21 protein-coding genes are annotated in these 23049 nt (G+C 61.4%); 15 read left to right on the top strand and 6 right to left on the bottom strand.

Annotated features, from left to right (window positions below; translation table 11 throughout):
* Positions 1 to 5 precede the first annotated feature (5 nt).
* From M2397_RS01610 to M2397_RS01570, 9 genes are all read left to right on the top strand, one after another.
* A complete protein-coding gene (locus tag M2397_RS01610; protein WP_131698534.1) occupies positions 6 to 1454 on the top strand; it encodes an alginate O-acetyltransferase in 1449 nt (482 codons plus the stop codon).
* A gap of 8 nt (positions 1455 to 1462) precedes the next feature.
* Positions 1463 to 2572, top strand: coding sequence for a mannuronate-specific alginate lyase (locus M2397_RS01605; protein WP_090409225.1), 1110 nt, complete (start codon positions 1463 to 1465; stop codon positions 2570 to 2572).
* 219 nt (positions 2573 to 2791) lie between these two features.
* Positions 2792 to 4324 (top strand): MBOAT family protein, encoded by a 1533-nt coding sequence (locus M2397_RS01600; protein WP_053131362.1) that lies wholly within the window; start codon positions 2792 to 2794, stop codon positions 4322 to 4324.
* Positions 4325 to 4335: 11 nt separating this feature from the next.
* On the top strand, positions 4336 to 5520 hold the full coding sequence (locus M2397_RS01595; RefSeq protein ID WP_145335279.1) for an alginate O-acetyltransferase: 1185 nt from the start codon (positions 4336 to 4338) through the stop codon (positions 5518 to 5520).
* A gap of 16 nt (positions 5521 to 5536) precedes the next feature.
* Positions 5537 to 6193: an alginate O-acetyltransferase AlgF gene (locus tag M2397_RS01590; protein WP_259242177.1), complete on the top strand. Its 657-nt coding sequence runs from the start codon at positions 5537 to 5539 to the stop codon at positions 6191 to 6193.
* A 149-nt stretch (positions 6194 to 6342) separates the two neighbouring features.
* A complete protein-coding gene (locus tag M2397_RS01585) occupies positions 6343 to 7794 on the top strand; it encodes a mannose-1-phosphate guanylyltransferase/mannose-6-phosphate isomerase (protein ID WP_027604735.1) in 1452 nt (483 codons plus the stop codon).
* Positions 7795 to 8058: 264 nt separating this feature from the next.
* Complete coding sequence (locus M2397_RS01580; RefSeq protein WP_131698358.1) at positions 8059 to 8523, top strand: multidrug transporter; 465 nt, start codon at positions 8059 to 8061, stop codon at positions 8521 to 8523.
* A 14-nt stretch (positions 8524 to 8537) separates the two neighbouring features.
* Positions 8538 to 9350, top strand: coding sequence for an SDR family oxidoreductase (locus M2397_RS01575; RefSeq protein ID WP_259242176.1), 813 nt, complete (start codon positions 8538 to 8540; stop codon positions 9348 to 9350).
* The gene (locus tag M2397_RS01570; protein ID WP_145335283.1) at positions 9351 to 9752 is read left to right on the top strand and encodes a nuclear transport factor 2 family protein; all 402 of its coding nucleotides are present in this window, start codon (positions 9351 to 9353) and stop codon (positions 9750 to 9752) included. It begins immediately after the preceding gene.
* Between the two features lie 102 nt (positions 9753 to 9854).
* Here M2397_RS01570 and M2397_RS01565 read toward each other — a convergent pair whose 3' ends face one another.
* Genes M2397_RS01565 through M2397_RS01550 form a run of 4 tightly spaced genes read right to left on the bottom strand, consistent with a single transcriptional unit; the run spans position 9855 to position 14614 of the window.
* Positions 9855 to 10715, bottom strand: a complete 861-nt coding sequence (locus tag M2397_RS01565) for an HlyD family secretion protein (protein WP_167654752.1) — start codon at positions 10713 to 10715, stop codon at positions 9855 to 9857.
* Between the two features lie 9 nt (positions 10716 to 10724).
* Complete coding sequence (locus tag M2397_RS01560; protein WP_017738673.1) at positions 10725 to 10925, bottom strand: DUF1656 domain-containing protein; 201 nt, start codon at positions 10923 to 10925, stop codon at positions 10725 to 10727.
* Positions 10915 to 13092 (bottom strand): FUSC family protein, encoded by a 2178-nt coding sequence (locus M2397_RS01555; RefSeq protein ID WP_259242175.1) that lies wholly within the window; start codon positions 13090 to 13092, stop codon positions 10915 to 10917. Before M2397_RS01555 ends, M2397_RS01560 begins: the two co-directional genes overlap by 11 nt.
* 10 nt (positions 13093 to 13102) lie before the next feature.
* Positions 13103 to 14614, bottom strand: a complete 1512-nt coding sequence (locus M2397_RS01550; RefSeq protein ID WP_259242174.1) for an efflux transporter outer membrane subunit — start codon at positions 14612 to 14614, stop codon at positions 13103 to 13105.
* A 229-nt stretch (positions 14615 to 14843) separates the two neighbouring features.
* Here M2397_RS01550 and M2397_RS01545 point away from each other — a divergent pair, with 229 nt between their 5' ends.
* From M2397_RS01545 to M2397_RS01520, 6 genes are all read left to right on the top strand, one after another.
* Positions 14844 to 17033, top strand: a complete 2190-nt coding sequence (locus tag M2397_RS01545) for a hypothetical protein (protein WP_259242173.1) — start codon at positions 14844 to 14846, stop codon at positions 17031 to 17033.
* 96 nt (positions 17034 to 17129) lie between these two features.
* Positions 17130 to 18098 (top strand): LysR family transcriptional regulator, encoded by a 969-nt coding sequence (locus tag M2397_RS01540; RefSeq protein WP_027604744.1) that lies wholly within the window; start codon positions 17130 to 17132, stop codon positions 18096 to 18098.
* A gap of 213 nt (positions 18099 to 18311) precedes the next feature.
* Positions 18312 to 19286, top strand: coding sequence for a D-glycerate dehydrogenase (locus M2397_RS01535; RefSeq protein ID WP_259242172.1), 975 nt, complete (start codon positions 18312 to 18314; stop codon positions 19284 to 19286).
* A gap of 99 nt (positions 19287 to 19385) precedes the next feature.
* On the top strand, positions 19386 to 20288 hold the full coding sequence (locus tag M2397_RS01530; protein WP_131698370.1) for a chemotaxis protein CheV: 903 nt from the start codon (positions 19386 to 19388) through the stop codon (positions 20286 to 20288).
* Between the two features lie 3 nt (positions 20289 to 20291).
* Positions 20292 to 20774 carry an N-acetyltransferase gene (locus M2397_RS01525; RefSeq protein ID WP_131698371.1) on the top strand — a complete coding sequence of 161 codons (483 nt, stop codon included), beginning with the start codon at positions 20292 to 20294 and terminating at the stop codon, positions 20772 to 20774.
* A 108-nt stretch (positions 20775 to 20882) separates the two neighbouring features.
* A complete protein-coding gene (locus M2397_RS01520) occupies positions 20883 to 21626 on the top strand; it encodes a YkgJ family cysteine cluster protein (RefSeq protein WP_131698372.1) in 744 nt (247 codons plus the stop codon).
* Between the two features lie 30 nt (positions 21627 to 21656).
* Here M2397_RS01520 and M2397_RS01515 read toward each other — a convergent pair whose 3' ends face one another.
* Together M2397_RS01515 and M2397_RS01510 are read right to left on the bottom strand one after the other, a co-directional pair.
* A complete protein-coding gene (locus M2397_RS01515) occupies positions 21657 to 22439 on the bottom strand; it encodes a transporter substrate-binding domain-containing protein (RefSeq protein WP_259242171.1) in 783 nt (260 codons plus the stop codon).
* A gap of 166 nt (positions 22440 to 22605) precedes the next feature.
* Positions 22606 to 22839, bottom strand: coding sequence for a hypothetical protein (locus M2397_RS01510; protein ID WP_131698374.1), 234 nt, complete (start codon positions 22837 to 22839; stop codon positions 22606 to 22608).
* Positions 22840 to 23049 lie beyond the last annotated feature (210 nt).

Here is a 23049-nt window from a genome sequence, read left to right as displayed (position 1 = left end):
CCCTTATGCACCCACACATGATCAAACTGCTGAGCCTCTCGGGTCTGACCCTCGGCCTGCTCGCGGCCAGCCAGGGCGTGCGCGCCGACGAAATCAAGGCGCCGACTTTCACTGCCGAACCGTGCTGCAGCCTGTGCCCGGCCGCCCACGACGCGAAGAACTACACCACGCGCTACCAGCAGAACTTCACCACCCTGGTGCAAGCCCAGGGCGACTGGCTGTTCCGTACCCAGGAAGACCTGCGCACCGAATTCGACACCAGCCCTTCCGGCTACAAGCGCATGCAGCAGTTACACGATGCGTTCAAGGCCAAGGGCGTGGAACTGGTGGTGGTCTACCAGCCGACCCGTGGCCTGGTGAACCGCAACAAGCTCAACCCTGCGGAAAAAGCCTCGTTCGATTTCGACAAGGCCCTGGGCAACTACAAGACCATGCTCGGCCGTTTCGCCAAGATGGGCTATGTGGTGCCGGACCTGTCGCCGTTGACCAACGAGCAACTGCCGGACGAACTGCCGGCCCACGACTTCTACTTCCGCGGCGACCAGCACTGGACCCCATACGGCGCCCAGCGCACGGCGAAAATCGTCGCGGCCAAGGTTAAGCAGATGCCTGAATATGCCGAGATTCCCAAGCGCGAATTCGAGACCAAGCGCTCCGGGCGCATGGGCAAGACCGGCACCCTGCACAACATGGCCGGGCAACTGTGCGGCACCAGCTACGCGATCCAGTACATGGACCAGTTCACCACCGAGCCGAAAGGCGAAGCCGGTGATGGCGACCTGTTCGGCGATTCGGGCAACCCGCAGATCACCCTGGTGGGCACCAGCCACAGCGGCAAGAACTACAACTTCGCCGGGTTCCTGGAAGAAGAAATCGGCGCCGATATCCTCAACGTCGCCTTCCCCGGCGGTGGCCTGGAAGGTTCGATGATCCAGTACCTGGGCAGCGACGATTTCCAGAAGAGCCCGCCGAAAATCCTTATCTGGGAGTTCTCGCCGCTGTATCGCCTGGACCAGGAGACCATCTACCGCCAGATGATGTCGCTGCTCGACAACGGCTGCGAAGGCAAGACCGCGCAGATGAGCGCGAGCACTACCTTGAAACCCGGCAAGAACGAATTGATGGTTAACAGTTCGAACAAAGACCTGCGTAACGCCAATCACCAGGTTGATATCCGCTTCGCCGACCCGTCGGTGAAAACCTTGCAAGCCACCCTCTGGTACATGAACGGGCGCCACGAGGACATCAAGATCGAGAAGCCCGAAACATCCGATACAGACGGGCGTTTCGCCTTTGAACTGCGCACCGATGAAGACTGGGCCTCGCAGAACTTGCTGGCGGTCGAAGTACAGGGCCCCGAAGCGGGCGCTGCCGCGCAGAAGGTCGAAGCGAAAATTTGCACACGCAACGTATTCCCAAGCGGCGGTCAGAAGACTGCCTCACTCGGGCAATGAGGTTACTTATGCAGAAGTTATTGATTCCATCGTTGCTGGGCCTGGCGATCTTCGCCGGTGCAGCCAACGCCGCCGCGCCACTGCGTCCGCCCCAGGGCTACTTCGCACCGATTGAAGCGTTCAAGACCGGCGACTTCAAGAATGACTGCGATGCCATGCCGGCGCCGTACACCGGCTCGCTGCAATTTCGCAGCAAGTACGAAGGCTCCGACAAGGCCCGTTCCACGCTGAATGTTCAGTCGGAAAAAGCCTTTCGCGACAGCACCGCCGACATCACCAAGCTGGAAAAAGACACCAGCAAGCGCGTGATGCAGTTCATGCGCGACGGTCGTCCGGAACAATTGGAATGCACGCTCAACTGGCTGACCAGTTGGGCCAAGGCCGATGCGTTGATGTCCAAGGACTTCAACCACACCGGCAAGTCCATGCGCAAATGGGCCCTGGGCAGCATGGCGTCGGCCTATGTACGCCTGAAGTTCTCCGACTCGCACCCATTGGCCAATCACCAGCAGGAATCGCAACTGATCGAAGCCTGGTTCAACAAACTGGCCGATCAGGTGGTGAGCGACTGGGACAACCTGCCGCTGGAAAAAACCAACAACCACTCCTACTGGGCTGCCTGGTCGGTGATGGCAACCTCCATCGCCACCAACCGTCGCGACCTGTTTGATTGGGCCGTGAAGGAATACAAGGTCGGCGTGAACCAGGTCGACGACCAAGGCTTCTTGCCGAACGAGTTGAAACGTCAGCAACGTGCCCTGTCGTACCACAACTACGCCCTGCCGCCGCTGTCGATGATCGCCAGTTTTGCCCTGGTCAACGGTGTTGACCTGCGCCAGGAAAACAACAGCGCGCTCAAGCGCCTGGGCGACAAAGTGCTGGCCGGGGTCAAGGACCCGGAGATCTTCGAACAGAAGAACGGCAAAGAGCAGGACATGAAGGACCTCAAGGAGGACATGAAGTATGCCTGGCTCGAACCGTTCTGCACCCTCTACACCTGCGCGCCGGATGTGATCGAGCGCAAGCACGGGATGCAACCGTTCAAGACCTTCCGCCTCGGGGGTGACCTGACCAAGGTCTACGACCCGGCGCATGAAAAAGGCAACAAAGGTTCCTGAGCGAACTCGGTAAAAAATGTGGGAGGGGGCTTGCCCCCGATAGCAGGGTGTCATTCAACACAGATGGCGACTGTTACACCGCCATCGGGAGCAAGCCCCCTCCCACATTTTTGAGCCGGTTTCGTCAGTAGGAATGTTGTACCGCCCTCCCCGTTTTTTCGTGGGGGGGTTTGGGGGGGCTCTGGCCCTTGACTGTTGGTTAAACATGGAGAGATCGGGATGGTTTTCTCGTCCAATGTGTTCCTGTTTCTGTTCTTGCCGATCTTTCTCGGCTTGTACTACTTGAGCGGGCAACGCTATCGCAACCTGCTGCTGCTGTTGGCCAGCTACGTGTTCTACGCCTGGTGGCGAGTGGACTTCCTGGCGCTGTTTGCGGCCGTCACGCTGTGGAACTACTGGATCGGCCTCAAGGTCGGTGCCGCCGGCGTGCGCACTAAGCCGGCCCAGCGCTGGCTGCTGCTCGGCGTGGTGGTCGACCTGTGCATCCTCGGCTACTTCAAGTACGCCAACTTCGGCGTCGACAGCATCAACGTGATGATGAAGTCGGCGGGCCTGGAGCCGTTTATCCTCACCCACGTGCTGCTGCCGATCGGGATCTCGTTCTACATCTTCGAGTCCATCAGCTACATCATCGACGTGTACCGTGGCGATACCCCGGCCACCCGCAACCTCATCGACTTCGCGGCGTTCGTGGCGATCTTCCCGCACTTGATTGCCGGCCCGGTGTTGCGTTTCCGCGACCTGGCCGACCAGTTCAATAACCGCACCCACACCCTCGACAAGTTCTCCGAGGGCTGCACGCGGTTCATGCAAGGTTTCATCAAGAAGGTCTTCATCGCCGACACCCTGGCGGTGGTGGCCGACCACTGCTTCGCCCTGCAAAACCCCACCACCGGCGATGCCTGGCTGGGGGCGCTGGCCTACACCGCGCAGTTGTACTTCGACTTCTCCGGCTACAGCGACATGGCGATCGGCCTGGGCTTGATGATGGGTTTCCGCTTTATGGAAAACTTCAAGCAGCCGTACATCAGCCAGTCGATCACCGAGTTCTGGCGCCGCTGGCACATCAGCTTGTCCACCTGGCTGCGTGACTACCTGTACATCACCCTGGGCGGCAACCGTAAAGGCACGCTGACCACCTACCGCAACCTGTTCCTGACCATGCTGCTCGGTGGCCTGTGGCACGGTGCGAACATCACCTACATCGTGTGGGGTGCCTGGCACGGCATGTGGCTGGCGATTGAAAAAGCCATCGGCCTCAACACCGCACCACGCAGTTTCAACGTCCTCCGCTGGGCTTTCACTTTCCTGCTGGTGGTGATGGGCTGGGTGATCTTCCGCTCCGAAAACCTGCACGTCGCCGGCCGTATGTACGGTGCGATGTTCAGCTTTGGCGAGTGGTCGCTGTCGGAACTCAACCGCGCCAACCTCACCGGCCTGCAAGTGGCAACCCTGGTGGTGGCGTACGCAACATTGGCGTTCTTCGGCCTGCGCGACTTCTACACCAACCGCCCTGCCGAGAAAACCAAGCCGGCCGACCCGAGCCTGATCAAGGCCGTGCCGGGCGACAACCCAGGCAGCATCCACGAGCCAGGTTTCACCGTAGGTCGCGACGCTGCCGTGCAACCGGCCTACTGGACCGCTGACTGGCCACGCTACGCCATGCGCGCTGCGGTGCTGCTGCTGTTCGTGGCGTCGATTCTCAAACTGTCGGCGCAGAGTTTCTCGCCGTTCCTTTACTTCCAATTCTGAGGGAGCCGACCATGACCCGTTCATTACGCGTCCTCTATATCGGCCTGTTCCTGGTGGTGCTGCTGGCCCTGGGTGCCTGGTCGCTGCGCAGCTTCCTGGGCTTCAGCACCAACGCCGACGCGACCGTGCTCAACGGTCGCTGGACCAAGGCCGTCGAGACCCATTACGACGAGGAGTTCCCGATCAAGCGATTGGGCACCAACCTCTGGGCCGCGCTGGACTACAAGCTGTTCAATGAAGGTCGCCCTGGCGTGGTGCTGGGCCGCGATCACTGGCTGTACAGCGACGAGGAGTTCAACCCCGCCGTCAACGAAGACCAGAACCTTGAAGGCAACTACGCGCTGGTCGAAGGCGTACGCCAGAAGCTCAAGGCCCAGGGCATCCAGTTGGTGATGGCGATCGTGCCGGCCAAGGTGCGCCTGTACCCGGAACACTTGGGTGAAGTGAAACCGGCGAGCATCCACGCCAACCTGTACCAGGACTTCCACGCCCGTGTCGCCGCCGACAAGATCATCGCCCCGGACCTGCTCGGCCCGCTGCAACAGGCCAAGCTAAGCGGCAAGCAAGTGTTCCTGCGCACCGACACCCACTGGACCCCGGATGGCGCCGAAATCGCCGCTAAGCAGTTGGCTCAAACCATCGCCGATAAGACCCCGCTCCACGGCGAGCCGCAGCGTTTTGTCACCGAGGCCGAGAAGACCGAGCCGCATAAAGGCGACCTGCGTCTGTTCCTGCCCCTGGACCCGCTGTTCGAAAACCTGATGCCGCCGAAGGAGCCGCTGCAAAAACGCGTCACGCACCTGGCCGAAACCAAAGGCGACGACGCGCTGTTCAGCGACAGCGAAACCCCGGTGGCACTGGTGGGCACCAGCTACAGCGCCAACCCCAACTGGAACTTCGTCGGCGCCCTCAAGCAAGCCTTGGGCAGCGACGTGGTCAGCTACGCCGAAGACGGCCACGGCCCGATCCTGCCGATGCTCAGCTACCTGAAAAGTGACGACTTCAAGAACAGCCCGCCACAGGTGCTGATCTGGGAGTTTCCTGAACGTTATCTGCCCGTGAACAACGAAATCGGTGATGCCGACCCATCGTGGGTTGCGCAACTTAAACAAGCCGGTTCGCGCCAACAAAACATGGCAATCAACACCCCAGCTAAAAACCCAAAATCCGAGACGCCCGACCGGGCGCAAAACTGAAAGAGAGGTAACTCACATGACTTTCACTACTACTCCGCGTCGTCTCGCCAAGAACCTGGCACTGGTTGCCGGCATGAGCGTTGTATCGATGTCTGCCTTCGCCGGTGGTGACGCCGCCCTGTACGGCCCTGTCGCGCCGAAAGGCTCAAGCTTCGTACGCGTCTATAACGCCTCCAATCAGGAAGTCAGCGCGACAGTTGGCAGCACCAACCTCAACGAAGTGGCCCCACTGGCCAGCAGCGACTTCAGCTTCATGCCCGGCGGCGACTACAGCGCCAAGATCGGCAGCCAGACCGTGCCGGTCAAACTCGCCGCCGATCACTACTACACCCTGGTCAACAACAGCAGCGGCCAGCCACAGCTGATCGAAGAACCGCCGTTCAAGAACAAGCAGAAATCCCTGGTGCGCGTGCAGAACCTGAGCGACAAGGCCCTGACCTTGAAGACCGCCGACGGCAAGACCGACGTGGTCAAGTCGGTGGCCGCCAAAGGCCGTGGCGAACGTGAAATCAACCCGGTGAAGGTGAGCCTGGCGTTGTATGACGGTGACAAGAAAGTCGGCGATGTGAAGCCGGTTGCGTTGGAACGTGGTGAAGCGGCGGTGCTGTATGTCACCGGCTCGGGTTCGAGTTTGTCGCCAGTTTGGGTCAAGCGCCCGGTGTCGACCCGCTGATTAGCTTTTGAAATTGACGCTCCCCCTTGTGGGAGCGGGCTTGCTCGCGAATACGGTGGTTCAGTAACAGATGTACTGACTGAATCACCGCCATCGGGAGCAAGCCCCCTCCCACAGGCTCTGACCCAAATTGATTCAAGGAGAAACACATGATCCCAGTAATCCTTTCCGGTGGTAGCGGCTCACGTCTTTGGCCGCTTTCCCGTAAACAGTTCCCAAAACAATTCCTGGCCCTGACCGGCGAGCACACGCTGTTCCAGCAAACCCTGGAACGCCTGGTGTTCGAAGGCATGGACTCCCCGATCGTGGTCTGCAACAAGGACCACCGCTTTATCGTCAACGAGCAACTGGCCAACCGTAAGCTGGAGTGCCAGCGCATCCTGATGGAGCCCTTCGGCCGCAACACCGCGCCGGCCGTGGCCCTCACCGCGATGATGCTGGTCAACGAAGGCCGTGATGAACTGATGTTGGTGCTGCCGGCCGACCACGTGATCGACGACCAAAAAGCCCTGCAACGTGCCCTGGCCCTGGCCACCGTGGCCGCCGAGCGTGGCGAGATGGTGCTGTTCGGCGTGCCGGCGACCCGTCCGGAAACCGGCTACGGCTACATCAAGTCCACCAACGATTCGCTGCTGCCCGAAGGCGTGAGCCGCGTGCAGCAGTTCGTGGAAAAACCCGATGAAAAACGCGCCGTCGAGTTCGTCAAAAGCGGCGGTTACTTCTGGAATAGCGGCATGTTCCTGTTCCGCGCCAGCCGCTTCCTGGAAGAGCTGAAAAAGCACGACCCGGACATCTACGACACCTGCGTGCTGACCCTGGAACGCAGCCAGCAAGACGCCGACACCGTGACCTTCGACGAAGCCACCTTCGCCTGCTGCCCGGACAACTCCATCGACTACGCCGTGATGGAAAAAACCCAGCGCGCCTGCGTAGTACCGTTGAGCGCCGGTTGGAGCGACGTGGGTTGCTGGGCTTCGCTGTGGGCGGTCAACGATAAAGACGCCAACGGCAACGTCACCAAGGGCGACGTGGTGATCCAGGACAGCAAGAACTGCATGATCCACGGCAACGGCAAACTGGTGTCAGTGATCGGCCTGGAAAACATCGTCGTGGTGGAAACCAAGGACGCGATGATGATTGCCCACAAGGACAAGGTCCAGGGCGTCAAGCAGATGGTCAACACCCTCAACGAACAGGGCCGCAGCGAAACCCAGAACCACTGCGAAGTCTATCGTCCGTGGGGCTCCTACGACTCGGTGGACATGGGCGGCCGCTTCCAGGTCAAGCACATCTCGGTCAAGCCGGGCGCGTGCCTGTCGCTGCAGATGCACCACCACCGCGCCGAACACTGGATCGTAGTCAGCGGCACCGCCGAAGTCACCTGTGACGAGAACGTGTTCCTGCTCTGCGAGAACCAGTCCACCTACATCCCGATCGCTTCGGTGCACCGCCTGCGCAACCCGGGCAAGATCCCGTTGGAGATCATCGAAGTGCAATCGGGCAGCTACCTGGGCGAAGACGATATCGAGCGGTTTGAAGATATCTATGGTCGCTCGACCCCGGTTGAACGTGGCGTGTCGGTGAAAACTATCGCGCAGTAAAACAGTCGTAAAAAGAAGCCCTCGCCCAGCCCATTGCGTCCCCTATCCGCAGTGGGTTGGGTGGGGGCTTTTTGTTTGGGATTTGCGCTGGCTGGGCGGGCCTCATCGGGGGCAACCCCCCTCCCACATTTGAATGTATTCGCAGATCAAAGGTGGGAGGGGGCTTGCCCCCGATGAGGCCGGCACACCCACCACAGCACTCAAGGTAGCCAATCCCACCTACGCTTAAGTTAGGATGCTCGTTCCCTATTCGAGGTGGTCTCCATGTTCTTCGGCGTTCTCCTGATCATCACCTGGCTGATCCTCCTGCTGCGCTACCCGGCCAAGGCCCTTCCGGTTTCCCTGGCTGCCTTGGCAGGCCTGGGTTGCGTGGCCGTCTGGGTGGTCTGGCTGGACAGCCGCGAAGCCTCGCAACTGGCGCGCCTTGAACTGCGCATCAGCTACGCCCCGCAGGAATGCCCGGCTGACCGCCCGCTCAAGCTGACCCTGAACAACGGCAACGACGTGCCGCTGACTGAACTGCGCTGGCGCGTCGCCGCCTATGCGCCGGGCGACACGGTCAACCTGGCCGACAACGTCTACGCCGCTCCACGCTATCGCGGCCCCGGCGAGTTGCAGGCCGGCGCCACCTGGGACGATTGTTTGCCCACACCGCCCCTGCGCCCCGGCTACCGCCCGCAAACCCTGGAATTTCGCGCCGAGCACCTGCAAGGCAGTTTCTCGGACTGACAAAGGACTGATCCATGCCCAACGTACTGATCACCGGTTGCTCCAGCGGTATTGGCCGCGCCTTGGCCGATGCCTTCAAATCCGCCGGTTTCAACGTGTGGGCCAGCGCCCGCCGCCCGGAAGACGTCACCGCCCTCGCCGCTGCGGGTTTCAATGCCGTCGAACTCGACGTCAATGACAGTGCGGCGTTACAGCGCCTGGCCGAACAGCTGGGCGAGCTGGATGTACTGATCAACAACGCCGGCTACGGCGCCATGGGCCCGCTGCTCGATGGCGGCACCGAAGCGATGCAGCGCCAGTTCGAGACCAATGTATTTTCCATCGTCGGCGTGACCCAGGCACTGTTCCCGGCCCTGCGCCGCAGCAAAGGCCTGGTGGTGAATATCGGCAGCGTTTCCGGCGTATTGGTCACGCCGTTTGCCGGCGCCTACTGCGCCTCCAAAGCGGCAGTGCATGCGCTGAGTGATGCATTGCGCATGGAGCTGTCACCCTTTGGCATCCGAGTGATGGAAGTGCAGCCCGGCGCCATCAATACAAGCTTTGCAAAAAACGCCGGTGCCCAGGCCGAGCTGTTGATCAACGAAAAATCGCCGTGGTGGCCGTTGCGCGAGGGCATTCGCGCCCGTAGCCAGGCCTCTCAGGACAAGCCCACCCCAGCCAGCGTGTTTGCAGCGGATGTGCTCAAGGCGGTGCAACAACCACAGCCGCCGCGCCTGTTGCGTTCGGGTAATGGCAGCCGGGCGTTGCCGCTGATGGCGGCGTTGTTGCCCAAGGGATTATTGGAAGCCGTGTTGAAAAAACGCTTTGGTTTGAATGGGAGTTTGTAAATGATCGACTACAGCGATTTTTTTGAAGAAGTGATCCAGACCCACGTCGAGATCGAACAATGGTTTGCCGGGGTTGCGCCAGAAGGCACCCTGCAAAGCCTGCTTGCGCGCTTCTCCCCCGACTTCAGCATGATCGCCCCCGCCACCGGTACACGCGTCAATGCAGCCGGGGTCAATGCGCTGTTCACGCGCCTGGGCGGCATGCGCCCCGGGTTGAAAATCACCTTGAGTGAAATGACCGGGATTGACCGGCATGCACGCGGGGCCACGGTGACTTATCGCGAGCATCAGGTCGATGCCAGCGGCACCCGGACGGATCGCCGGGCGACCGTGGTGTTTGAGAAACAGGCCAGTGGTGCACTGCTGTGGCGTCATCTGCATGAAACATTTATCAAGGCCTGACTCGGTCAAATGTGGGAGGGGGCTTGCTCCCGATTGCGGTGATTTAGTCAACGTATCAAGTGACTGATACTCCGCAATCGGGAGCAAGCCCCCTCCCACATTTCAGTTCGGCGTTTGGTTAACGATCACCGTGCAGGTAATCCCCGCTGCCAACAACACCCCCTCCGGCACTTCATCAATGTGAATCCGCACCGGCACCCGCTGGGCCAGGCGCACCCAGTTGAAGGTCGGGTTCACATCGGCGATCAGCTCACGACTCTCCGGGTTGTCGCGGTCGTAGATGCCGCGCGAGATGCTTTCTACGTGCCCCTTCAACGTCTCGCCGCTCATCAGCTGCATGTCGGCTTTGTCACCCACCTTCACATGGGGCAATTTGGTTTCTTCGAAGAAGCCATAGACCCAGAACGAGTTCATATCGACCACGGCCATCTTGGCTTCGCCGATGCGTGCGTAGTCGCCGCGATGCACGTTGAGGTTAGTGACGTAGCCGTCCACCGCCGCCACGACCTGGGTGCGTTTCAAGTTGAGTTCGGCCGCTTCGAGTTGCGCCAGCGCGTGCTGGTAATCCGCCAGGGCCGAGTCGGCGATGTTGCTGGCGTCGTCGCGGTTTTCCTTGGAGATCACCAGGGCGTCGAGGTCGGCGCGGCGGTGGGCGTTGACCTTGCGCATTTCCCAGGTGGCTTTGCGCGAGGCGACCAGGGACTGCGCCTGCTTGACGGCGATGCGGTAGTGCTCGGGGTCGATCTGCATCAGCAGGTCGCCCTTTTTCACCAACTGGTTATCGCGCACCGGCACGTCGACCACTTCGCCGGTGACGTCGGCGGCCACGTTGATGATGTCGGCGCGCACCCGGCCGTCGCGGGTCCACGGCGTTTGCATGTAGTGCACCCACAACGTGCGGCCAATCCAGATCGCCAAAGCCAGTACCAGCAAGGTCGCGAGCAGGCTGAAAAACTTTTTCATCGGGCATTCTCAACGGTAGACGGTCAGCGCCAGGGCGCCGAACAGGCAAACGAACAGGCTCAGGCGCAGCAACGCCGGGTGCCAGAAAAAACGGTACAGGTCGAACCCGGCCAGGAAGCGGTCCAGGGCCCAGGCCAGCACGGCCGCGATCAGGAACATGAGAGTCATGGTCGGCATATAGATGCCGTGGAATGCGATTTCACGAGGCATTCGGGGTTCCTTTGAGGGCCGCCAGCGGTGATTGCGGGTCCAACAACGAGGTGCGGATAAAGTGCAGGTAGCTTTTCACCCGGCGCAGGGCCGAGGTGTCGAAGTGTGGGGCGAAGGGTTCGTCGGTGGCCTGCACGCGGCTGATCGCGTGGTCGACGGCGATCAGGCCACGCTCCAGGTTGCTGGCGCTGGGTTGCAGGAACAGTCGCACCAACGAGCGGCCCATCACCCGGATCGCCTGGCGCCACGGCTGGGATTCGGCATAGGCCGGATGCACCGGCAGGATCGCCTGTTCCTTGCGCAGCTCGATGATCGCGTGACCGACTTCCAGCACCACGAACATCCAGCGCAGCAAGTCGCGTTGCACTTGCGGCTGGCCGACAGCGAGGCCGTAGGCCTGGTGCAGCAGGTCTCGGGTGCGGCTTTCGAAACTCGACGCCAACCCCTTGAGCTTGCCGCTGATGGCATACACCACCTGTTCGCGCAGGTCCTGCTCCAGGCGGCGCCACAGCCAGCGGCTGTTGGGCGGCAGGATGATCGCCCCCGCCGCCGCGCACACCAGCATGCCAATGATCATGGCGATGTAGTCGTTGATAAAGGTGTAGGGGTTGTAGACCGTGAGGTTGTCCGGCACCGAGCCGGTGCTGAAGAAAATCAGCAAGCCCACGCCAACGCCGGCGTATTGCGGGCGTGAGGCGAGGAACGCACCGAGGATGATCACCGGCGCAAGCATCACGCACAGCAGCGGGAAGCCGTCGATCCACGGGAACACGAAGAACATGTCGACAAAGCCCACCAACGCGCCGATCAAGGTGCCGCAGGCCATCTGGAACGCCATGCGCTTGGGGTTGGGTGTGGCGGCGGACAAGCCGACGGTTGCGGCGGCGATCAAGGTCATGGTGGCGCCGCTGGGCCAGGCCGTGGCCACCCAATAGCTGCCCAGCACAATCAGGATGAACGACGCGCGAATCCCCGAGGCGGCGCAGGCCAGCCAGTTGGTTTTCGGGCTGAAGGTTTCGTCCCATTGCTCCCGTGCATGGCTGTGATCGGCCAGGGAGGCATGGGTTTGCGCGTAGTTGTGCAGGTCATTGACGAAGCGGTAGAGCAGCTCATAAGCAGTGTGAAAATCCAGCTGCTCGGCTTCACTCGGGTTGCCCTCCTGGAAGGTCGCACGCAGGCTGCGCACTTTGGCGGGCAGGCTGTCCTTGTAGGCGCTGAGTTGGTTGACCAGGCGTGCGGCATCGGGGTTGGTGAGGGCGCGACCGGAGAAGCCGTCGAGCACTTCGGCCAGGTCCTGCAGGCCCGGTTTGATCGCCGCCACCACATGATCCGCGGAGTCCGTGCGCAGGCGTTCGAGCAACTGGTGCAAGGCATTGAAACGCGTGGTGATACTCATGAACTCGCTGTTGAGGCGACTGAGCCGACCGTTGCGCCGGCGCATGTGCGGGTCTTCGAACACCGTGAGGCTGCGCAGCCCTTCCAGGCCCACGGCCTCGGCGATAAAGCGCACGTTGCTGGCCTCGAACCCTTCACGCTGGCTGCGCCCACGCAGGCCGTCGGTGACAAACAACGCGAACACACCAAAGCGCTGATAGAGCGCATTGCGCATCGCGGCGCTGGAGGTCTGCGGCAGGATCGCCGCGCTGACCAGGGTGGAACACAGGATCCCCAGGGAGATTTCCAGCACCCGCCATACCGCCGCCATAAAGGCGCCATCCGGATGGGCCAGGGCCGGCAGGCCGACCATCGCTGCCGTGTAACCGGCCAGCACGAAGCCGTAGGCGCGAAAGTTACGGTTGCGTGTCGCGCCAGCGGTGCAAATGCCGACCCAGATCGCCAGCGCCCCCAGGAACAACTCGGTGTTCTGCGCAAACAACGCGATCAACAATACCATCACCGCCGACCCCGCCAGGGTGCCGAGGAAACGATAGAAGCTCTTGGCGAATACCTGGCCGCTCTGGGGTTGCATCACGATAAATACGGTGATCATCGCGGTGCGCGGTTGCGGCAGTTCCAGGCGCATCGCCAGCCACAGCGTGAGGAACGCGGCGATCAGCACCTTGAAGATGTACACCCAGGTCACGCCGTCGCTGCGTGCCCAGTCAAAAAAACCACGGCGCCACTCAAGGGAATGCAGCCAGCGCAGCGGTGCAGGCAAGGGAGTCATTAAATCCTACTCAGTGGTCAAACACGGCAAGCGCCGCCGGGGTCTTGCTCGGGAGGGTCTTGGCGTCTTGCGGTACGTCTTTGCCGGCGTCGAGGCCGCCACCCAGTGCGGTCACCAGTTCGGCATGGGCGCCAAGCCGCGCGGCCTGTACCTGTTGCTCGATCTGTTGTTGGCGAAACAGCAGGGTCTGGGCGTTGAGCACATTGAGGTAATCGGTGAGGCCGCGCTGGTAGGCGATCATCGCGATGTCGTAGGTCTTCTGCGCCGAGGCCACCGACTGCGCGGAAAACGAAGCTTGCTTGTCCATGGACTCGCGGCGGATCAACTGGTCGCTGATACCCTTGAGCGCATTGACCAGGGTCTGGTTGTAGTGCGCCACTGCGATGTCATAGCCGGCGCTGGCCTCACCCAGCTCGGCACGCAGGCGACCGCCGTCGAAGATCGGCAAGCTGATCGCCGGGCCGACGGTGTAGTTGAATTTCTTGCCGGCGAGAAACGCCAGCATGCCGCCGCCGGTGGCCATGTAGCCGAGGCTGCCGACCAGGTCGACGTTAGGGTAGAAACCGGCGTGGGCGACATCGATGCCACGGGCCTGCGCCGCGACCTGCCAACGGCTGGCGACCACATCCGGGCGCTGGCCGAGCAATTGCGCGGGCAGGCTCGAGGGCAGTTTCAGTGGGGCGGCAAGGGACAGCGTCGGACGTTGCAACGTCGCGCCCTCCCCCGGCCCCTTGCCGGCCAACGCCGCCAACTGGTTGCGGCTCAGGGCGATTTCTTCGTCCAGGGCATCCAATTGGCGATGGGTTTCCGGCAGCGGTGTTTCGGCCTGGCTCACGTCGAAATGGGTGCCGATGCCGGCGTCCAGGCGTTTGTTGGCCAGGTCAAGGATCTGCTGTTGCTGGGCCAGGGTCGCCGCGACGATATCGCGGTTGGCGTAATGCAGCGACAGCTGGATATAGGCGCGCACCACGTTGTTCTGCAGCTCAAGCTGGGCCTGGCGGGCTTCGGCCGCGCTCATGTGGGCCAGGTCGACGGCACGTTCGGTAGCGTTGCTTTCGCGGCCCCACAGGTCGAGGGCGTAGCTCAAACCCAGGGACGCATTGTTGTCCCAGGTGTTGGCACCGCTCAATTCACCCGGGCCGTAGAACTGATCCTTGGGCCAATTGTGGCGTTTGAGGGTGGTATCACCGTTGATCTGCAGCGACTCGGCCGACTCGGCAACCCCGGCCATGGCCCGCGCTTCCCGCACCCGTGCGGCAGCCATGGCCATGCTCGGGCTGCTTTGGGTGGCGAGTTCGACCCAGCGGTTGAGCTGAGGGTCGCCATAGGCCTGCCACCATTGCGCGGTGGGCCAGTGGGCGTCCTGGGCGGCGCTGCGGATCGCTTCGTCGGTGGCCAGGGTAGTGGCATTGAGGGCCTGGCCTTGGGGGGCGATTCCTCCGGTTCCGATGCAGCCGCTGATTGCTAACGATAAAGCCCAAACACTGAGAGCCTTCAGCTCTCTGTTGATGCGACGCGGCACGGCGAACGAATTCCTGAGGTGGTGTTGCGGGGAGAGGTGGCGCAATTCTAGGCGGCGGCACGGAGGACGATAAGCAGGTATTCCTGTGATTCTTTATTACCGTTCCAGCGACAATCCCGGTTCGACGGGCGTGTGGTTCGGATATTTATCCAGGCATCTGCATACTTGCCCTACATCGATCCGCGTAACCGGGCACCAGAGTAGTCAGCCGACTGCCCCGGAGCGCCTCATGCTTTCAGCCCTCAATACGCGGTTGTCCACACAAGAAAGCGTCGATGCTCTGCGCAGGCAGCTGCACCTCGATCCTGTGGCTCTGCGTCCCGGGATGCTGCCTCTACAAAGGGATGTGCACTGGATCGCCGACAAGATTCTGGAAAAGCTGACCGCTCTTGCAGGCTACCCTCGCGACCAGTTGGCAATAGAGGCGCTCCACTACAGACTGTCCAACGGCCCACCAAGCCTGGAAGTGTCGGTTGAGGCGTTACCTGACTTGTACGCGTTTTTCAAAAAAGCCGAACACGTGCTCAGCCGTCATCGATCTCGTCAAAACCCGGAGATGGAGGCCGATTACACACTGTGTCGTGCGCTCAAATGGCAGTTTCGCGCAGCCGTCAGCGAGGGCAACCACCAGCGCCTCACGCACAATCTGCTGCAGTCGCTGAGCTATATCCGCGACGGCGGCGAACGGATCAACCATCGTCATATCGGCTACGACATTGCCCTGGAATCGACGCGACAGATCAGTGCCGGGCCGCATCTGGCTGCCGACTCTCGCTTGGCAACCACGGCAGATCAGCGGATCAAGAGCACGCGCATCATTGCCCTGCAGGGCAAATTGAAATCAACGCTGTCACAACCGAGCGAGTCCCGGTCTCGCGCCCAACTTGGCCTTGGCTATGTATCGTCTCGCGAATACTCGAGCCTGGAGCACTACGCCGATGCCCGCAGCCATTCTGTACGCACGTCGCTGAGCGAGAGCATCGGGCGCACCGCCAATAACTTGCGCAACCTGGTGAGTGACAGCTGCAACCTGCAAAGGCACTGCGCTTACTCAGCACAGAGCCAACCCTATGTCAGGGACACGCTTGCCCGCGCAGGCCTGGTCGACGTTGAACTGCCCTGCCTGCATCCCCCCTCCCAACCAGTCATGACCGAAAGGGGCATCGCCCTGACTATGCGAGGCAAGGTGGCGGTCGACTTCTTCAATTTCCTGAATGTGCACACCACGATCGAACTTACTTTGCAGCGCACCCGGCAACATAAAGCACTGGATATTCTCGGCTTGCACGAAATGTCCACGGTGCTGGCGAAGCAGCAACTGGTCTCTCTCAAGCGTCCCGATGACAGCCCCACGGCCCTGTTGAATGACATGAAAAACCATGTCATTTCCAGCAGCCGGCAATTCACCCGGAGCGTCAGCAAGCCCGTGCCGGCGTCCGAGTTGAACGCCGCCCTGCACACAAGCAACCGACAGGCCAGGTCACTGCTGGAACGGTATGTACTGCTCAAGACCGACTCACGCCTGGACACGCACCTGGACCGCGAAATACGCGCGCTGATCCAGCGCAACCCTGTGCTGCTTCGCCCCGAAGCGTTAAGGACCTACACGCTGACAGCCCAGGCGCAAACACGGTCAGGCTCAGCAGGGGTCACGGCTTCGTCACGGGCCGAGGCAGGCGGTAAAGGGGTGTCCATCGAATTCAGCCATCGCAAGAGTGATGACCCGCATCTGAGTGGCGATTACCTGACGATCGACATCGCAGCGCTCAAGTCCGTGGCGGTGGTACAAAAAACGCTGCGGCACGCATTGTCATCCATCGGAGACCAGGCGTTCGACTGGGAAAAGCTGGTCCGTTCGATCAGTGAATCACTGCTCGATCCTGCCAGACCTTCGTCTACCCATGTGCTGGTAAAAATCAAGCACGGCGAACCCGTGGTATTACTCACGCGCCATACGATGAACAAACAGCGCAACCTGGGACTGCCCAAGCCCGTTGAACGGTTCAGCGGCATTGATATGCAGTCTCTGCGCACACGGCAAACCTTGCGTACCGAACAACTGGGCACCGACTCGCTGGATCATGTTTTACCCATCGCTCGCCGCTATCTGGGAAACCCTGATGAGAAGCCGGGTTGGGACAATTATGTACAGCGCCACGCCGATGACTTTCACGCGTTGCTCGACGCCCTCGGCCGGCCGTCACACGGTACAACACTGGCGGCCGATCTCGACGCGATCAAACGCATCAGCCCGGCACTCGAACGGGCGGCTGAAGACTTGACCCGGCGGGCCAACGCCGCCCTTGAAGCGCCTACCGCCGACCACCGCGCCAGTGCACGGGAGGCATTCAATCACCTGCTGCGGGAATACCTGCCGCACTATGAGGCGAAAGTCAGTCAGGCCTGGACCTTATCCTGAGCCTGCGCCAGCAATGTCCAGGCGGAGCGCGCCCAGCGGATGCACACCTGCGCGCAACTTCATGTCACAATTTGGCATCTCCCCTGAGAACTCTCCATGGACACTTTGCAAAACATGCGCGCCTTCAGTTGCGTGGCCGAAGCCGGCAGTTTCACCGCCGCCGCCGCGCAACTGGACACCACTACCGCCAACGTCTCGCGCGCGGTCTCCAACCTTGAGGCCCATCTGCAAACCCGCTTGCTCAACCGCACCACCCGTCGTATTGCCCTCACCGAGGCCGGTAAACGCTACCTGCTGCGCTGCGAGCAGATCCTGGCCTACGTCGAAGAAGCCGAAGCCGAAGCCAGCGATGCCCACGCTCGCCCCGCCGGGCAGCTGAAAGTGCACACCATGACCGGTATCGGCCAGCATTTCGTCATCGACGCAATTGCCCGCTACCGCCGCACCCACCCGGACGTGACCTTCGACCTGACCCTGGCCAACCGCGTGCCGGACCTGTTGGACGAGGGCTACGACGTGTCCATCGTGCTGGCCAGCGAACTGCCGGACTCGGGCTTCGTCTCCCAACGCCTGGGCATCACCTACAGCATCGCCTGCGCCTCGCCGGACTACGTCAAGGCCAAGGGCTGCGCGCAACGGCCCCAGGACTTGCTCAACCACGCCTGCCTGCGCCTGGTCAGCCCGGTGATCCAGTTGGACAAGTGGACCTTCAACGGCCCCGAAGGCCAGGAGAGCGTGGCGATCAATACATCGCCGTTCCTGGTCAACTCGGCCGACGCGATGAAAACCGCGATCACCAGCGGCATGGGCGTCGGCCTGTTGCCGGTGTATGCGGCCATCGAAGGCCTGCGCAACGGCACATTGGTGCGGGTCATGCCCACCTACCGTTCCCAGGAACTGAACCTGTACGCCATCTACCCCTCGCGCCAGTACCTGGATGCGAAGATCAAGACCTGGGTGGAATACCTGCGCGGCTCGCTGCCTGAGATCCTGGCGGCGCACCAGGCAGAGCTGGTGGCGTATGAATTGAGCGGCAGCCTGAGCGGTGCGCGGCTGGCGAACTGATTTCTACCAGGCGATACAGGTCAAATGTGGGAGGGGGCTTGCTCCCGATGGCAGTGGATCGGTCAATACATCTGGCGACTGACGCACCGCTATCGGGAGCAAGCCCCCTCCCACATTTTTCCCTGTCCACTTTAGGTCTGCAGTGTCCTGACAACAGTGGCAAGGAATGTTAGCTTGCTTGGCATTCTTCCGTAGTCGATGAGCCCGCCTGCAATGAAAAAGACCGTCCTCGCCTTCAGCCGTGTCACCCCGGAAATGATCGAACGCCTGCAACAGGATTTCGACGTAATCGCGCCCAACCCCAAGCTGGGCGATATCAACGCTCAATTCAATGAAGCCCTGCCCCACGCCCACGGTTTGATCGGCGTGGGTCGCAAGCTGGGCCGCGCGCAGCTCGAAGGCGCGAGCAAGCTGGAGGTGGTGTCCAGTGTGTCGGTGGGCTACGACAACTACGACGTGCCGTACTTCAACGAGCGCGGGATCATGCTCACCAACACCCCGGACGTACTCACCGAAAGCACCGCTGACCTGGCCTTCGCCCTGCTGATGAGCAGCGCGCGTCGGGTGGCCGAGCTGGACGCCTGGACCAAGGCCGGACAATGGAAAGCCAGCGTCGGCGCGCCGCTGTTTGGCTGTGACGTGCATGGCAAGACCCTCGGCATCGTCGGTATGGGCAATATCGGCGCGGCCGTGGCCCGTCGTGGACGCCTGGGCTTCAATATGCCGATCCTGTACAGCGGCAACAGCCGCAAGACCGCGCTGGAACAGGAACTGGGCGCGCAGTTCCGCAGCCTGGACCAGTTGCTGGCCGAGGCGGATTTCGTGTGCCTGGTGGTGCCGTTGAGCGACAAGACCCGCCACCTGATCAGCACCCGCGAATTGGGTCTGATGAAGTCCAGCGCGATTCTGATCAATATCTCCCGTGGTCCGGTGGTCGACGAACCGGCGCTGATCCAGGCCCTGCAAAACCAGACCATTCGCGGCGCCGGGCTGGATGTGTATGAACAGGAGCCGTTGGCCGAGTCGGCACTGTTCCAGTTGAGCAATGCGGTGACCCTGCCGCACATCGGCTCGGCGACCCATGAAACCCGCGAAGCCATGGCCAACCGCGCGTTGGACAACCTGCGCAGCGCCCTGCTGGGCCAGCGTCCGCAGGATCTGGTGAACCCGCAGGTGTGGAAGGGCTGAGACGGGCCCAACCCGAAACAAAATCGGGTTAAAGCCTGGCTCTCCCGAGTCGATAACCTTCAATAGAAGTTCGTCATCCCTGATCCACAGAAGGTTTTTATGTCCACCACCAAAGCCCGCGCAGACTCACTCTCGCTTCTGCTCTTTACCTTGCGCAGCGGCAAACTCATGGCCATCAACCTGCTGAAAGTCAGTGAAATCATCCCTTGCCCGCCGCTGACCAAGCTTCCGGAGTCCCATCCGAACGTCAAAGGCATCGCCACCCTACGAGGCAATTCGTTGGCGGTGATCGACCTGAGTCGCGCCCTGGGGGAAATGCCCCTGGAAGACCCGGACGGCGGCTGCCTGATCGTCACCGACGTGAGCCGTTCCAAGCAGGGCCTGCATGTGCAGGCCGTGAGCAAGATCGTGCACTGCCTGACCACCGATATCCGCCCGCCACCCTACGGATCCGGCGGCAACCGGGCGTTTATCACCGGGGTAACCCAAGTGGAAGGCGGGCTGGTGCAGGTGCTGGACATCGAAAAAGTCATCCACGGTATCGCCCCGGCGCCGATTGAAGCGGCGCCCACCGACCTGACCATGGAAGAGGCGGAAGTGCTCGGCAATGCGCGGATCCTGGTGGTGGATGACAGCCAGGTCGCCTTGCAGCAGTCGGTGCATACCTTGCGCAACCTCGGCCTGACCTGCCACACCGCGCGCAGCGCCAAGGAAGCCATCGATGTGCTGCTGGAGCTGCAAGGCACGGCCGCGCAGATCAATGTGGTGGTGTCGGACATCGAGATGTCCGAAATGGATGGTTATGCCCTGACCCGCACCCTGCGCGAAACCCCGGACTTCCAGGATCTTTACGTGTTGCTGCACACCTCCCTGGACAGCGCGATGAACAGCGAAAAGGCGCGCCTGGCCGGTGCCAACGCGGTGCTGACCAAGTTCTCCTCGCCCGAACTGACCAAGTGCCTGGTGGTCGCCGCCCAGACCGTGGCGCAACAGGGGCTGTAACCGGTGGCGGAGTATTTCCAACTGCTGCGCCGCGACCTCACCGGCAGCCTGCCTGCTCCGCAATGGCCGGCCCATACACAGTTGGATCATTACCGCGACGAGCGGGCCCCGGCGATCCATGCGGTGCTGCGCATGACCCAGGAACAAGGTGGTGGCCGCGTTCCCCCTCTGAAAGCCTGGCAGCATCTGTTCGTCAGCGATGCCGAATTCGATCCCACGCTATGCCTGGTGGCCAGCAACGGCGATGGCATTCTCGGTGTGGCGCAGTGCTGGACCAGCGCATTTATCAAGAACCTGTCCGTGCATCCTTGCGCTCAAGGCCAGGGCTTGGGCCGGGCGTTGTTGCTGCACTGCTTCCAGGTGTTCAAGCAGCGCGGCGAACCTTATGTCGACCTCAAGGTGCTGGAGAGCAATCTGCGTGCGCGACAACTGTACGAAAGCGCGGGCATGGTCTTTGTGCTGCGGGACGTGGTCGCCGACGACTGACAGGCGCTGGCGCATAACTTGCTTCCAGAGCAGTACAACGGTGGACAGAGGTAAAAACCCGTCACCGTTATTGCGTACCCTCTGACCTAGCCTGGTGACAGATCCGCCATGAACACCCATTTTTCCTGCGTCGGCTGCGGCAAATGCTGCACCGACCATCACGTTCCCCTGACCCTCGCGGAAGCCCGTATGTGGGCGGCGGACGGCGGTAACGTCATTGTTCTGGTAGAGGGTTTCCTCGGAAATGGCCTGGGCCTGCCTCAACAGCAGCGCGAACATGCCGAGCGCCGTTCGGTGGTGGTACCCAGCGGCAACACCGAGGCGTTTGTGGCCATCACCTTTGCCGCCTATAACGTCGGGCGCTGCCGGAATCTTGACGCAGACAACCTGTGCCGCATCTATGAGCGTCGCCCGTTGGTGTGCCGCATCTACCCGATGGAGATCAACCCGCATATCCCGCTCAACCCCGCCGCCAAGGATTGCCCGCCGGAATCCTGGGAACAGGGCCCGGCGTTGATCGTCGGTGGTGAATTGATCGATCAGGAACTGGTGGAACTGATCCACCGCTCACGCCAGGCCGACCGAGACGACGTGCAGACCAAGGAGGCCGTCTGCGCGTTGCTCGGCATTCGCACCACGGCGCTCAAGGGGGATGGGTTTACCGCCTACCTGCCGGACATGGGCGCATTTGCCCAGGCGATTGAGCGGGCAGTCGACCGGCCTGCCGTGGCCAATGAATGGGTGTTTCATGTATCGGGGATGGACATCGCCGAGCAGTTGCTGGACGCCGGCGCGCAGATTGCCACCGAGGTGCCGGCCAACTATGCGTTTATTTCGCTGCGGGCCGCCTAAACCTCACTGGCCACATCGCGCGGCGGTCGATCACTGCTCGGCAGGAACGGCGTCAAGGCGGTAGGGCTGGATGATCCGCTGGTACTCGCCATTCTGCTTCAGCTGTTCAAGGGCGCAGTTGAGTTCGTTGCGCAATGCCGTGTCGGGCTTGCGCACCGCGATGGCCACGCCATCACCCAGTAACGTCGACGAAATGGCAGGGCCGACGAAGTCGAAATCCTGACCGTCTTCAGTGTCGAGCAGAGCTTCACGAATTTCGACGGTGCCTTGCAGGGTCGCGTCAATTTCGTCGGCTATTAGGCTGCGGACCAGCTCACTATTGAGCCAGAAACTCTTGACGATGACGCCCTTGGGTACCCACGCCGACCGCGCAAAAGCCTCACGATTGCTCCCCAGCAACACGCCGACGCGCTTGCCCTTGAGCGACTTTGCACGCGGCTGCAAGCCTGACGTGCTGCGGGCCACCAGACGCGTGGTGAAGGGGTAGAGGTTATCGGTGAAGCTCACCCAGCGCCGCCGTTGCGACGTAGGTGCCATCCCCATGATTGCGTCGAATTTTCTGGCTTCAAGGGAGGTGAAGTCTTCGGCAAGCACCTGGTCGACCCAGATGCAGCGTGCATTCAACTGCACGCACAGGGCGTTGCCCAGCTCGATATTCAAGCCTATCAACTGCCCTTGCGGGTCGCGGCTCTGGAAGGGGGGGAATTGGGCGGCAACAGCAAAACGGATTTCGCGACGTGGTTGATCATCAGCCGCAGAGGCATCAGCCAAAAGCAACAGGGCAAGCACTACACAAATGTGTATCAGGGCCAAGGGAGACGTCCTTTTCCGGAAAGACCAGCATCACCCCACTCCCCCCTGAAACCACTGGGGCAGAGCAAAGGCTGTGCAAGCTTTCAAGAAACGGTCGTAGACCTACAATCAGAAATTTCAGCAGAAACTGTAGGCAATAGTCGACACAACGTGCGACTTGTTAACCTCAGCGTTTACCCATCGAACGACGCGTACCCGGCGGTGCCATGCCTGGCGACTTGGTATGGCCGTTCTTGGCGCCGTTTTTGTACCACGGTTGGGCCGCATTCCTGGCCCCAGCCAGCTCACCCGGCTTGAACGGAAACTTGAACGCCGGGATCTCGGCCTTTTCAACGCCTTCGGCGTTGGCCGGATCGACGATGTCGGTCGCTTCAACAGGGGGTTGTGTCGGGGAAGTCATGAAAGCTCCGGAGCGTGCAAAAAATGATGCGAGGCCGGCTTGCGGGCCACACTGGCGCGCAGTATACCTGCGAGCTTCAGATCTTTAACCACCACCTGTACGAATGGTCGGAGTTTGCTGACAGCGCTGTCAGTTAGCCGTCACCGTGCTGACCGGGTTGAAGGGCTATAAAGACCGCTGACTCTCCCCATCCTTTGCCCCGGCGCCTCA

The sequence above is a fragment of the Pseudomonas sp. BIGb0381 genome, from assembly GCF_024809815.1.
Classification (GTDB): Bacteria; Pseudomonadota; Gammaproteobacteria; order Pseudomonadales; family Pseudomonadaceae; genus Aquipseudomonas.
Note: the sequence above shows the minus strand (reverse complement) of the source record. Positions and strands in the feature narration are given on the sequence as shown.